Source organism: Rhizobium sp. USDA 4016, from assembly GCF_056279705.1.
Genome location: NZ_JBWCCY010000004.1, coordinates 2,452,496 through 2,465,491, shown reverse-complemented (window position 1 = coordinate 2,465,491; position 12,996 = coordinate 2,452,496). Strand labels below are relative to the sequence as shown.

Annotated in this window: 11 protein-coding genes and 1 riboswitch; of the genes, 8 read left to right on the top strand and 3 right to left on the bottom strand. The window is 59.5% G+C overall.

The window, feature by feature from the left end:
- Positions 1 to 103: 103 nt before the first annotated feature.
- Together ACZ9DP_RS27650 and ACZ9DP_RS27645 are read left to right on the top strand one after the other, a co-directional pair.
- A complete protein-coding gene (locus ACZ9DP_RS27650; RefSeq protein ID WP_476204174.1) occupies positions 104 to 1,387 on the top strand; it encodes an O-acetylhomoserine aminocarboxypropyltransferase in 1,284 nt (427 codons plus the stop codon).
- A gap of 5 nt (positions 1,388 to 1,392) precedes the next feature.
- A complete protein-coding gene (locus tag ACZ9DP_RS27645; protein WP_074067384.1) occupies positions 1,393 to 1,737 on the top strand; it encodes a cupin domain-containing protein in 345 nt (114 codons plus the stop codon).
- On the opposite strand, the gene ACZ9DP_RS27640 is transcribed toward ACZ9DP_RS27645, so the two are convergent.
- Entirely contained in the window at positions 1,734 to 2,225 is a 492-nt protein-coding gene (locus ACZ9DP_RS27640; protein ID WP_476204173.1) for a MarR family winged helix-turn-helix transcriptional regulator, read from the bottom strand. The genes ACZ9DP_RS27645 and ACZ9DP_RS27640 overlap by 4 nt on opposite strands.
- A 147-nt stretch (positions 2,226 to 2,372) precedes the next feature.
- Here ACZ9DP_RS27640 and ACZ9DP_RS27635 point away from each other — a divergent pair, with 147 nt between their 5' ends.
- Both ACZ9DP_RS27635 and ACZ9DP_RS27630 read left to right on the top strand, forming a co-directional pair.
- Positions 2,373 to 3,176 carry an SDR family NAD(P)-dependent oxidoreductase gene (locus ACZ9DP_RS27635; protein WP_476204172.1) on the top strand — a complete coding sequence of 268 codons (804 nt, stop codon included), beginning with the start codon at positions 2,373 to 2,375 and terminating at the stop codon, positions 3,174 to 3,176.
- Positions 3,177 to 3,445: 269 nt separating this feature from the next.
- Positions 3,446 to 4,228, top strand: coding sequence for a DUF1194 domain-containing protein (locus tag ACZ9DP_RS27630; RefSeq protein ID WP_476204171.1), 783 nt, complete (start codon positions 3,446 to 3,448; stop codon positions 4,226 to 4,228).
- Between the two features lie 17 nt (positions 4,229 to 4,245).
- Here ACZ9DP_RS27630 and ACZ9DP_RS27625 read toward each other — a convergent pair whose 3' ends face one another.
- Together ACZ9DP_RS27625 and ACZ9DP_RS27620 are read right to left on the bottom strand one after the other, a co-directional pair.
- Positions 4,246 to 5,490: a cytochrome P450 gene (locus tag ACZ9DP_RS27625; RefSeq protein WP_476204170.1), complete on the bottom strand. Its 1,245-nt coding sequence runs from the start codon at positions 5,488 to 5,490 to the stop codon at positions 4,246 to 4,248.
- A gap of 50 nt (positions 5,491 to 5,540) precedes the next feature.
- Entirely contained in the window at positions 5,541 to 6,794 is a 1,254-nt protein-coding gene (locus ACZ9DP_RS27620) for a sensor domain-containing diguanylate cyclase (RefSeq protein WP_476204169.1), read from the bottom strand.
- A gap of 365 nt (positions 6,795 to 7,159) precedes the next feature.
- Between ACZ9DP_RS27620 and clpP the strand changes: the two genes are divergently transcribed.
- The 4 genes from clpP to hupB all read left to right on the top strand — a co-directional run bounded on the left by clpP (position 7,160) and on the right by hupB (position 12,669).
- Complete coding sequence (gene clpP, locus ACZ9DP_RS27615; RefSeq protein WP_039844551.1) at positions 7,160 to 7,789, top strand: ATP-dependent Clp endopeptidase proteolytic subunit ClpP; 630 nt, start codon at positions 7,160 to 7,162, stop codon at positions 7,787 to 7,789.
- Between the two features lie 302 nt (positions 7,790 to 8,091).
- Positions 8,092 to 9,369 (top strand): ATP-dependent Clp protease ATP-binding subunit ClpX, encoded by a 1,278-nt coding sequence (clpX, locus tag ACZ9DP_RS27610; RefSeq protein WP_022714809.1) that lies wholly within the window; start codon positions 8,092 to 8,094, stop codon positions 9,367 to 9,369.
- A 401-nt stretch (positions 9,370 to 9,770) separates the two neighbouring features.
- On the top strand, positions 9,771 to 12,188 hold the full coding sequence (gene lon / locus ACZ9DP_RS27605) for an endopeptidase La (protein WP_074067394.1): 2,418 nt from the start codon (positions 9,771 to 9,773) through the stop codon (positions 12,186 to 12,188).
- 205 nt (positions 12,189 to 12,393) lie between these two features.
- A complete protein-coding gene (hupB, locus tag ACZ9DP_RS27600) occupies positions 12,394 to 12,669 on the top strand; it encodes a DNA-binding protein HupB (protein WP_028739578.1) in 276 nt (91 codons plus the stop codon).
- A gap of 120 nt (positions 12,670 to 12,789) precedes the next feature.
- A riboswitch (FMN riboswitch) is annotated at positions 12,790 to 12,944 on the top strand.
- Positions 12,945 to 12,996: the final 52 nt, after the last annotated feature.

Here is a 12,996-nt window from a genome sequence, read left to right as displayed (position 1 = left end):
TGCACGGATTTTTCTCCAGACGCCCGATGGTTGAAACGCAAAGCGATTAACATTTGCGGATCGTAGTCTATGCTCCCGCCATCGATAGCGACGGGAGGACGACATGGCGACGAGCGATCCGGGTTTCAACACGCTGGCAATCCATGCCGGTGCGCAGCCGGATCCGGCGACGGGCGCGCGGATAACGCCGATCTATCAGACGACAGCCTTCGTCTTTAACGATTCCGATCACGCGGCCTCGCTCTTTGGCCTGCAGGCCTTCGGCAATATCTATACGCGCATCATGAACCCCACGCAGGCGGTGCTGGAGGAGCGCGTGGCAGCCCTTGAGGGCGGTACGGCAGCGCTTGCCGTGGCTTCGGGTCACGCGGCGCAGGTCATCGTCTTTCATACGATCATGCGTCCGGGCGAGAATTTCGTCGCGGCCAGGCAGCTCTACGGCGGCTCGGTCAATCAGTTCGGCAATGCCTTCGGGAATTTCGGCTGGCAGGTGCGCTGGGCCGATTCCCTCGATCCGGCAAACTTTGAAAGCCAGATCGATGAGAAGACGCGGGCGATCTTCATCGAAAGCCTGGCCAATCCCGGCGGCACGTTCGTCGACATCGCGGCGATTGCCGAAGTGGCCCACAGGCACGGCCTGCCGCTTATCGTCGACAACACGATGGCGACGCCTTACCTCATCCGGCCGATCGAGCATGGCGCCGACATCGTCGTGCATTCGCTGACGAAGTTCCTCGGCGGCCATGGCAATTCCATGGGCGGCATCATCGTCGATGGCGGCACCTTCGACTGGTCAAAGTCCGGCAATTATCCAATGCTGTCCACCCCGCGCCCGGAATATAACGGCATGGTGCTGCATTCGACCTTCGGTAATTTCGCCTTCGCGATCGCCGCCCGCGTGCTCGGCCTTCGCGACCTCGGCCCGGCCATCTCGCCCTTCAACGCCTTCCTGATCCTCACCGGCATCGAAACGCTGCCGCTAAGAATGCAGCGTCACAGCGACAATGCCATAGCGGTCGCCAGATGGCTGAAAGCACACAGCAAGATCGCCTGGGTGAATTATGCGGGTCTCGACGACGATCCGAACCACACCCTGCAGCAGCGCTATTCGCCGAAGGGTGCAGGCTCGGTCTTCACCTTCGGCGTCAAGGGCGGCTACGAGGCGGGCAAGGCGCTGGTGGAGGGCCTGGAGCTCTTCTCCCACCTCGCCAATATCGGCGATACGCGCTCTCTGGTCATCCACCCGGCTTCGACCACCCACCGCCAGCTGACCGACGAACAGAAGGCCGCCGCCGGCGCCGGTCCCGATGTCGTCCGCCTCTCGATCGGCATCGAGGACGTAAAGGACATCATAGCCGACCTTGAACAGTCGCTTTCGAAGATCTGAGGTCCATGGCAAACCACATCACCTTCGGCATAGACGGAACTGAACCCGAGTTCGGCGCACCGGATGCGGACCGCATCGTTTCTGGCAATCCGCAGTTCCGCACCTGGAACCTGGAGGAGGCCGAAGGCGGCCTCTATTCGGGTATCTGGGAGGCGACGCCCGGCAAATGGCGGATTTCCTATGACGAGTGGGAATATTTCAACGTGCTCTGCGGGCACTCGATCGTCACCGAGGACGGCGGCGAGCCGGTGCATCTGAAGGCAGGCGACCGGATGATTCTAAAGCCCGGTTTCAAGGGAACCTGGGAAGTCGTTGAAACGACTCGCAAGGATTATGTGATCCGGGTTTAGGGCGCAGTGCCTCTGTCCTTTTCAGGGCCGGCGACGAATTTCTTTGCAAAGTCCGGTGAAGCGATGCGGTTCATCGCATTGCGCAGCGCTGCCGATTCCTCTTCGCCGAAGGCGTTGTCGAAACGCGAATGCGCCTCGCGCCAAAGCAGATGCGCCTCTTGCCACTTTTCGACGCCGATCTCCGTCAATCTTGCCCGCTTCACGCGGCGGTCCTTCTCGTCAGGCACGAGTTCCACAAGCCCGTCGCGGATGAGGGGCTTGAGTGTGTGTCCGAGTGCGGAAAGATCCATCACCAATCCATCGGCCAGGGATTTCAGGGAAGGGTTGCCGTTGAAGTGAATCTGGCTGAGCATTCCGTATTGCGTCGCCTTGAGCCCGCTTGGTGCCAGCACGTCGTCATAGAGCTGGCCGAGTTGCCTGGTGGCGCGGCGCAATGCGCTGTTGCTGCAATTGGCCCAGCTTTCAAAGCCTTCCGTCTTCTCGTCCATAATCGCTCTCCTGAGGCGATGTCTGCGGATTGTTGACGATCAGTCAATCGCCACTTGGGAATTCTCCATCGATTGCTCTTGCGGGAAATCAGGTTCCGATCAATATGGTGGCATATACCACTAAATTCATCTCGGAAAGGATTACTAATGTCTCGCTCGTCTCTTGGAACTGCACTCGTGACCGGCGCCTCCTCGGGGATCGGCGCGACCTATGCCGATCGCCTGGCAAAACGCGGCTATGATCTCCTGCTTGTCGCCCGCGATGCCAGTCGCCTGCATGCGCTTGCCGAAAAGCTGACGGCAGAGCGGGGCATCAAGGCAGAGGTGTTGCCGGCCGATCTCACGGAGCGTGAAGATGTCCGCAAGGTCGAACAACGGCTGCGTCAGGATGAAGACATCACGCTTCTCGTCAACAATGCCGGAATCGGTCCGAAAGGCACGCTGCTGGATGATGATATCGGCTATCTCGAAACGATGATCGAATTGAATGTCGTAGCCGTGAACCGGCTCGGCATCGCCGCGGCGCAGACATTCGCCAAACGCGGCAAGGGCGCCATCATCAACATCGCGTCGGTCGTAGCGCTGATCGCCGAGCGTTTCAACGGCACCTACAGCGCCACCAAGGCCTTCGTGCTCAATCTGACGCAGGCGATCAACGCCGAAGCGGGGCCAAAGGGCGTGAAGGTCCAGGCCGTGCTTCCCGGATTGACCCGGACCGAAATTTTTGACCGTGTCGGCAGCTCCTTCGATCGCTTCCCGCCGACGATGATCATGGACGTGACGGACATGGTGGATGCGGCACTGGCAGGCTTCGATCAGGGCGAACTCATCACCATTCCCTCTCTTCCGGACAATGCCGACTGGAACGCGTTCACCGCTGCCCGTTCGGCGCTTGGCCCCAACCTCTCGCACGACCACCCGGCCGCCCGCTATGGTGTCCCGAGGGCCTGAGGCGGCGCGCCTTGGGACTGCGGCGAACCAACGCAGTCCCAAGCGCCCTTTTTTGAGCAAGCGTTCCGTTTTGATCGAGGCGCTAATTCCGAAGTATTACTACAGCTGACCGCGAGCAATCACGTTCGCTCATTATATTATATTTAGCTAATTTAACTTGAGATCGCTTTCCACTATTGAAACCGCCATCCGGCCCGATCGCCGCTCCGGCAATTTCGTCCGTACGCCTCTTTTCACGCAATCAATCAACTCTTCTTGGGGAGGGTGACATGCAGGTGTGGAGGGAAACATCCAGAGGGCACCGCCATATCGCTGAATTGCTTGCCGGCCTTTCGATGGCTGCGACAATATTCAATGTCGCCGTGGCCGGCGAGCCTGTGGATATGCAGCTGGTGATCGCGGCTGACGTATCGACATCAATGGATGCGGAGGAAAAGGCCCTGCAGCAGCGGGGCTTCGTCGAAGCGTTCCGGCGCCCGGAAATCATCGAAGCGATCGCAGCAGGCAGGCACGGCCGGATCGCCGTCACTTATGTCGAATGGGGCGGCGACGGACAGCGAAGGCTAGTCATGCCATGGACCATCATCACGAATGAGATCGATTCCTGGATGTTTTCGCTGACGCTTGAGGTGAGTTTACCGGCAAAGATACGCCGAGGCACGTCCACCAGCGGCATACTTTCCTATGCCGATTATCTGATCCGCTCCAGCGGCTATGAGGCGACGCGCTCGCTCATCAATATCTCCGGCGACGGCGTCAACAACAAGGGGCGCGATGTCATGCCCGTCCGCGCCGGCGTCCTTGCCCGCGGCATCACCATCAATGCCTTACCTGTTGTGTATGGCGGATTGCTGGGCGATGAAGGAGAGGTCATATCGCCCGAAAACTTGCTTGCCTATTTCCGGAGCGAGGTGATCGGCGGACCGGACGCCTTTGCTGAGCCAGTCGCAGCTCCCGAAGAATATTCCCCGGCAATCTATCGCAAGCTTTTGCGCGAAATCTCCAACATGAGCGAAATCGCAGCGATCGGCGATAAGGCCCGTCATCGCTGAGCTTTGGCGGACAATCGTCACCAGGCGAGATTCAGCGCATCCAACCCGTGGAAGTGGTAGACGTCCTTCACAGACGGCGTCTTCGCCAACTTGAGGCCCGGTAGCCGTTCGAAGAGGATCGGCAGGACGACGTTGAGTTCGAGCCTGGCGAGCGGCGCGCCGATGCAGAAGTGAATGCCGGCCCCGAAGGAGAGGTTCGGCGCTTCGTTGCGGTCGGGCCTGAAGCTCAGCGGATCGGTGAATTTCGCCGGATCGAGATTGGCGGCGGCAAGGATCAGGCTCACCTTGTCGCCGCGCTTGAAAGAGATGCCATCGATCTCGACGGGCGCCAAGGCCCAGCGCTGGAAGATATGCACCGGCGCGCAGATACGCAGCGTTTCCTCGACCGTGCGCTCCGTCGCCGCTTCGTCTTTGAACAGTTCGGCGGGATCACAGCCGCTTTCCAGGATGACGCGGACCGAGTTGCCGATCTGGTGCACGGTCGCCTCGTGGCCGGCATTGAGGAGCACGATCGTTGTCGAGACCAGCTCGGCATCGGTCAGGTACTGGCCCTTGTGCTCCGTGTGGATCATGTGCGTCAGCAGATCGTCGCGCGGGTTGGCACGGCGCTCGGCAATCACCGTCTTCACATAATTGGAAAATTCGCTTGCGGCTCGCTCGGCGCCGTCCTCGTCTTCGCGCGTGCGGCCGAAAAGATACATGCGGATATAGGCATGTGACCAGGCAAGAAGCTGCGGTCCCATTTCTTCCCGAATGCCAATCATGCGGGCGATCATCGTCACCGGGATGATATCGGCGAAGGCGGAAAGCAGTTCGACCTCGCCCTTGTCCTTGAAACCGTCGATGAGCTTGTTCGCGAGCTCCGCAAGCTCCGGCTTCATCTTCTCGACATGGCGTGAGACGAAGGCGCGGTTGACGAGGGTGCGCAGGCGCGTGTGCTCCGGCGGCTCGAGTTCGAGCAGCGAGTAGCGCTCGGCCAGATCGAAATTTGCCAGATGCTGCTCCGGCTCGGCAAGGCCCAGCTCTTCGCGCGTCGCGATATGCAGGATCTGGCGGCCGAAGCGCCGGTCGCGCAGCAATGCGTTCACATGGTCGTAGCCGGTGAAGAACCACTGCTTTTGCTGTTCCCAGTAAAAGGTCGGACAATGGCAGTGCAGCGCCTCATAGACGTCGTTCGGATTGCCGTAGAAAGCCGGATCGCTGCTGTCGAGGGAAACGCGGCGGGTGGCGGGATCGATCGAGAAAAAGGGCGCTATCATCATGTTCGCAGGCTTAGCGGATTTGACATGCCCCGAAAAGATGGATCGGAAGGTCAGCCGGCGCGCGACAGCGAGCCCATCCGCCGGAGCGCGTCGACCTGATCGTCAACCGTCGGGACCAGCTCGCCGGCATTCTTGTCCATTTCCGCAGGTGCGGGGGCGGCGGCTTCTTCCGCTCCGAAAATGACGCTGCAGTTCCGGCCAGCGGCCTTTGCCGCATAGAGTGCGCGGTCGGCTGCGGAAATCAGCTTGTCCATATTGGTTTCGGCCGCAGAACTGAGCGCAATGCCGATGCTGACGGTGGCCGGCACGATCGCCTCGCCGGTTGCGACCGGCACGCGGCAGAATTCGGCGCGGATCGATTCGGCAAGCGCCTCTGCCTCCATCTGGTCGGCAACGATCGCGAAGGCCGCGAATTCCTCGCCTCCCATGCGGCCGAAGACGTTATCCGGCACGAACTGGCGCGCCGTCCTCGCAAAAGCCGAAAGAACGGCGTCGCCCGCCTGATGGCCGAAACGGTCGTTGACGCGTTTGAAATGATCGAGATCGAAAAGCAGGACTGCGATCTGGCACTTGTCGTCGAAGGCCTTCTCATGCATTGCATCGAACCGGGCGAAAAGGCCGCGGCGGTTCCAGACGCCGGTCAATGAATCGGTGAGGCTCAAGGCGCGCAAGTGCTTTTCCGAACGTTCCATGATCATGCGGCAGGTGAATGCGAAGGCGATCGTCAGCAGAAAGGCGCTCGCCATGGCAGCTGCGCCGCTGTAGTTGGTCGCTTCCGCGTCGCTCGGCAAGGTCACGGCCATCGTCAGAGCCACGGCAAAGCAAAGCCATGCCTGGACGATGAAGACGGCGGCAAGTTTGCCGCGCGTCGGTTCGCGGCGCATGCCGGCGCTGCAGACGGCCATGGCAAGGCCGGTGGCGCCGGTCGCCGAAGCAAGATTGTAAAGGATGACGCGGTTGCCGGAGTCGTCGTTGACCCAGGGCAGGTAAACGCCGGCAAGCCATATCGCCGGCGGCAGCAGCGCCCACCATTCGACCTTCCGGCGATCGAGCGCCATGAAGCCTGCAACCCAGGCGCTCTGGCCGAGGAGTGCGGTCGCGTTGCCGGCCTCGATCGATAGGATATCGGGGATTTGGCTGCGCAGCGCGATCATGGCAAAACCGGTGCCGCTCAACAGGAAGCCGAGACTCCAATAAAGATAGGCCCTGTTGCGGACGTTATGGCGCCAGGCCATGAACAGCAGCAACGCGAGCGTCATGGCTTCCGCGCACCAGATGGCTAATCCTGTAGTAATATTAAACACGGCAACACCCCTTGGAATGCGGGCATTCTCGCCGCCGAAATTCTCCAGTCGATTAATGCCGGAACGCCTTCTGCCCTATATTCGCCATTAGGCTTTCCACAAGGTAAACCGCCTCGGGACTATCCGAGTGGTATTTAGGGTTCGTTCATCCTGTCGCGGAGAAAAGCTGTGAGCCCCCTTGGTGGCCTCTCCCGGTCAAGCGGCGGCTGGGAGATAGCCCTGTCATGAGGTTCATCCTGCCGGCTCCGCTTCTTAACGTTATCCTTATGCGTGTCTTGAAGAAGAGGGCGGTGACACTCTATGTAGGGATGAAGCATTTTCTTTGATTCCCGGCGGCAGCCGGCAGACGTTGGCAAAGGACGCACATGAGAAACCCAGTCGATACCGCTATGGCCCTCGTGCCGATGGTCGTGGAACAGACCAATCGCGGTGAACGCTCCTACGACATCTATTCCCGCCTGCTGAAGGAACGCATCATCTTCCTCACGGGCGCCGTCGAGGATCACATGGCGACGCTCGTGTGCGCCCAGCTTCTCTTCCTCGAGGCCGAAAACCCGAAGAAGGAAATCGCGCTCTATATCAATTCGCCGGGCGGCGTCGTGAGTGCCGGCATGGCGATCTATGACACGATGCAGTTCATCAAGCCCGCCGTTTCGACGCTCTGCATCGGCCAGGCGGCCTCGATGGGCTCGCTGCTTCTGGCCGCCGGCCACAAGGATATGCGCTTTGCCACTCCGAATTCCCGCATCATGGTTCACCAGCCCTCCGGCGGCTTCCAGGGGCAGGCATCCGACATCGAGCGCCACGCCAAGGATATCCTGAAGATGAAGCGCCGGCTGAACGAGGTCTACGTGAAGCATACCGGCCGCAGCTACGAAGAAGTTGAAAAGACCCTCGACCGCGACCACTTCATGGATGCCGACGAGGCTCAGAGCTGGGGCGTGATCGACAAGGTCCTGACGTCGCGCATCGAAATGGAAGGCGATCAGGCCTAGTAATTAATAGGGATGGTGTTTTTGCCGCCACAGTTCTATCCCATTTGTGATTGAACAAGGGGTTTAATGCGGTAGCGAAGACGCTAATAGTAACTATTAATGCTATGTTGAATCTGTATGACATAGCATTCGGCATTCGAAGGGGAGTTCGTTGCCGCCGGAACCCGGGCATGTTTTGGTTGGGTACCGGTTTTTACCCCTTAAAGCCTTGGCCGGCTGATGCTCCGGTGGGAGCAGGCCGGCGGGCCATTGAGTGGACCGCGATTTCACCTTGAAATGCGGCGTGCTGGAAGGAAAGTGATATGAGCAAGGTCAGCGGCAGCAACGGCGGCGACTCCAAGAATACCCTGTATTGTTCGTTCTGCGGAAAGAGCCAGCACGAAGTCCGGAAGTTAATCGCCGGGCCGACCGTCTTCATCTGCGATGAATGCGTCGAACTGTGCATGGACATCATCCGCGAGGAGAACAAGTCCTCGATGGTCAAGTCCCGCGACGGCGTTCCCACGCCCCAGGACATCATCAAGGTTCTCGACGAATACGTCATCGGCCAGCGGCAGGCGAAAAAGATACTGTCGGTTGCCGTCCACAACCATTACAAGCGCCTGGCGCATGCCACCAAGAACAGTGAAGTCGAACTGGCGAAGTCGAACATCATGTTGGTCGGCCCGACCGGTTGCGGCAAGACCTATCTCGCCCAGACGCTCGCCCGCATCATCGACGTTCCCTTCACGATGGCCGATGCAACGACGCTGACCGAAGCCGGCTATGTCGGTGAAGACGTCGAAAACATCATCCTGAAGCTTCTGCAGTCTGCCGACTACAATGTCGAGCGCGCCCAGCGCGGCATCGTCTATATCGACGAGGTCGACAAGATCTCCCGCAAGTCCGACAATCCCTCGATCACTCGCGACGTGTCGGGCGAGGGCGTGCAGCAGGCGCTTCTGAAGATCATGGAAGGCACCGTCGCTTCCGTTCCTCCGCAGGGCGGCCGCAAGCATCCGCAGCAGGAATTCCTGCAGGTCGACACGACGAACATCCTGTTCATCTGCGGCGGCGCCTTCGCCGGTCTCGACAAGATCATCTCGGCACGCGGCGAGAAGACCTCGATCGGCTTCGGTGCGACCGTCAAGGCGCCGGATGACCGCCGCGTCGGCGAAGTGCTGCGCGAACTCGAGCCGGAAGATCTGGTGAAGTTTGGCCTCATTCCGGAATTCATCGGTCGTCTGCCGGTCCTGGCAACGCTCGAAGACCTCGATGAGGATGCGCTGATCCAGATTCTGTCGGAACCGAAGAACGCGCTCATCAAGCAGTATCAGCGCCTGTTCGAGATGGAAGACGTGGAACTCACTTTCCACGAGGATGCGCTCCGCGAAATCGCCCGCAAGGCGATCGTACGCAAGACCGGTGCCCGCGGCCTTCGCTCGATCATGGAAAAGATCCTGCTCGATACGATGTTCGAACTGCCGGCGCTGGAAGGCGTTCGCGAAGTCGTTATCTCCGAGGAAGTTGCCCGCGGTTCTGCCCGTCCGCTCTACATCTATGCGGACCGTCAGGAGGAAAAGGCAAACGCCTCGGCCTGATGCCGGTCCTCGTATGGTTAGATTTAGGGGCTTGCCGAAGGCAGGCCCCTTTCTATTTGAAAAACCGTGTATGGTCCTGTTAATAATGGCTGGCAAGACTGGGAAAACGCTATTGCTGACGTTGCGGAATGTTCCGTCCTTAAAGATGATGGAATGATTCCATAGCGAGGTTTCCGGCCTTGTGTTTTAGCCGGTTCGAAAGTGGTAAGCGTCGATCCAGTTAGGCGCTTCATTGTACTAGCGTTCCGTTGTAATAAAGCTGTCACAACCGTGGAACGCGGGCGTTAGCGTGGCTTGAAATGCATAGTCAGAACCTCCACTTGTAGCCCAAGTGAGAGTGCCGGCCAATCGCATGCGGCCGCGCAAAGAGCCCGGAAACGGGACGATGGAAAGGAAATAAAATGACGAAGAAAACGTCTGTAGCGAGCAGCACTGCCTATCCTGTTTTGCCCCTGCGCGACATCGTGGTCTTCCCCCATATGATCGTGCCGCTGTTCGTCGGACGGGAAAAGTCGATCCGTGCGCTTGAAGAGGTCATGGGTTCTGACAAGCAGATCATGCTGGTCACCCAGATCAACGCAAGCGATGATGATCCAGATCCTTCAGCAATTCATAATGTCGGCACGGTTGCCAATGTTTTGCAGCTCCTGAAGCTGCCCGACGGCACCGTGAAGGTTCTTGTCGAAGGCCGCGCCCGTGCCGAGATCGATGCCTATACCAGCCGCGAGGATTTCTACGAGGCGCTCGGCCATGTGCTCGAAGAGCCGCATGACGACCCGGTCGAGCTGGAAGCGCTGTCGCGCTCCGTCGTTTCGGAGTTCGAGAGCTATGTGAAGCTCAACAAGAAGATCTCGCCTGAAGTGGTCGGCGCTGCCAGCCAGATCGACGATTATTCCAAGCTCGCCGATACGGTTGCCTCGCACCTGTCGATCAAGATTACCGAAAAGCAGGAGATGCTGGAAACCACCAGCGTCAAGGCTCGCCTCGAAAAGGCGCTCGGCTTCATGGAAGGCGAGATTTCGGTCCTGCAGGTCGAAAAGCGCATCCGCTCGCGCGTCAAGCGCCAGATGGAGAAGACCCAGCGCGAATACTACCTGAATGAGCAGATGAAGGCGATCCAGAAGGAGCTCGGAGACGGCGAGGAAGGCCGCGACGAGATGGCCGAACTGGAAGAGCGCATCTCCAAGACCAAGCTTTCCAAGGAAGCGCGCGAGAAGGCCGACGCGGAGCTGAAGAAGCTGCGCCAGATGAGCCCGATGTCTGCCGAAGCAACCGTCGTCCGCAACTATCTCGACTGGCTGCTCGGCATTCCGTGGGGCAAGAAATCGAAGATCAAGTCGGACCTCAACCACGCAGAACAGATCCTCGAAGCCGATCACTTCGGCCTGGACAAGGTCAAGGAGCGGATCGTCGAGTATCTCGCCGTGCAGGCGCGTGCAGCCAAGCTCAAGGGGCCGATCTTGTGCCTCGTCGGCCCTCCGGGCGTCGGCAAGACCTCGCTTGCGCAGTCGATTGCCAAGGCGACCGGCCGTGAGTATGTCCGCATGGCGCTCGGCGGCGTTCGCGACGAAGCCGAAATCCGCGGTCACCGCCGCACCTATATCGGCTCGATGCCCGGCAAGGTCATCCAGTCGATGAAGAAGGCGAAAAAGTCCAATCCGCTCTTCCTGCTCGACGAGATCGACAAGATGGGCATGGATTTCCGCGGCGATCCGTCCTCGGCCCTGCTCGAAGTGCTCGACCCGGCCCAGAACTCGACCTTCATGGATCACTACCTGGAAGTCGAATACGACCTGTCGGACGTGATGTTCATCACGACGGCGAATACGCTGAACATTCCGGCACCTTTGATGGACCGCATGGAGATCATCCGTATCGCCGGCTATACCGAAGACGAAAAGCGAGAAATCGCCAAGCGGCACCTGCTGCCGAAGGCCATCAAGGAACATGCGTTGCAGCCGGAGGAATTTTCGGTCAGCGACGATGCCCTGATGGCGATCAGCCAGCAATACACCCGCGAAGCAGGGGTGCGTAACTTCGAACGCGAACTTATGAAGCTCGCCCGCAAGGCGGTGACCGAGATCATCAAGGGCAAGTCGAAGTCGGTCGCCGTCACGGCTGCCAACATCGACGACTATCTGGGCGTTCCGCGCTTCCGCCACGGCGAAGCCGAGCGCGAGGATCAGGTCGGCGTGGTCACCGGTCTTGCCTGGACCGAAGTCGGCGGCGAGCTGTTGACGATCGAAGGCGTGATGATGCCGGGCAAGGGCCGCATGACGGTCACTGGCAACCTGAAGGAAGTCATGAAGGAGTCGATCTCCGCTGCGGCCTCGTACGTTCGCTCGCGCGCTGTCGATTTCGGCATCGAGCCGCCGCGCTTTGACAAGAGCGACATCCACGTGCACGTGCCGGAAGGCGCGACGCCGAAGGATGGCCCGTCGGCCGGTGTCGCCATGGCAACCGCGATCGTCTCGATCATGACCGGCATTCCGGTCAACAAGGATGTCGCCATGACCGGCGAGATCACCCTTCGCGGCCGCGTTCTGCCGATCGGCGGCCTGAAGGAAAAGCTGCTCGCAGCGCTTCGCGGCGGCATCAAGAAGGTGCTGATCCCGGAAGAAAATGCCAAGGATCTGGCGGAGATTCCGGACAACGTGAAGAACAACATGGAGATCATCCCGGTATCCCGCATGGGCGAGGTGATCAAGCATGCGCTGGTTCGCAGGCCTGAACCGATCGAATGGGATGGAACGGTTGAAACGCCGGTCATCGCGACGGTCGAGGGCCTCGATGAGACAGGTGCAGCCATCGCTCACTGAGCGCTGCCTGCCACATTTATGTCAAAATGCTGCAAAACTCGGAAAAGGCTGGCTTAAAACGCCAGCCTTTTTTGTGAAAACGTCACAGAGCCGCTTGCTTTTCCTTGATTTGCAGGGCTTTTGGGTTGCGGCGGGCCTGATGAAACTTATTCTGTGCCTGGCTTACAGATTTGAGTCGTTTCGAACCATTGAAAGGGGTGGAAACATGAACAAGAATGAACTCGTGTCCGCAGTTGCCGAAAAGGCTGGCCTCACCAAGGCTGACGCTGCTTCTGCTGTCGACGCTGTTTTCGACGTTGTCCAGGCTGAACTTAAGAAGAAGGGCGACATCCGTCTCGCCGGCTTCGGCAGCTTCACCGTTTCTCATCGCGCTGCCACCAAGGGCCGCAATCCGTCCACCGGCGCCGAAGTCAATATTCCGGCTCGCAACGTGCCGAAGTTCACGCCCGGCAAGGGCCTGAAGGATGCCGTTAACGGCTAATGAGATTTCTGGCCGCCGGATAACGAGACTGGCAGCCCAGGTTTGGAGGGGTTCGGCGAAAGCCGGACCCTTTTCCACTTCCGCAGGTCTTGCGGGCTTTTCAAGTTTCATCTACGGCTTTTCTGTTCTCAGGGCGGGGTGAAAGTCCCCACCGGCGGTAAGGGCCTCGGCCCGAGCCCGCGAGCGCCTTCCGCGCGCCCATGGGCGGGGAGGGGTCAGCAGATCCGGTGCGATGCCGGAGCCGACGGTCATAGTCCGGATGAAAGAGAATGATCGCATGCACGAAGGGCAGGGAACTGCCCGGCGGTGTTGTTGCGCTCATGCGTC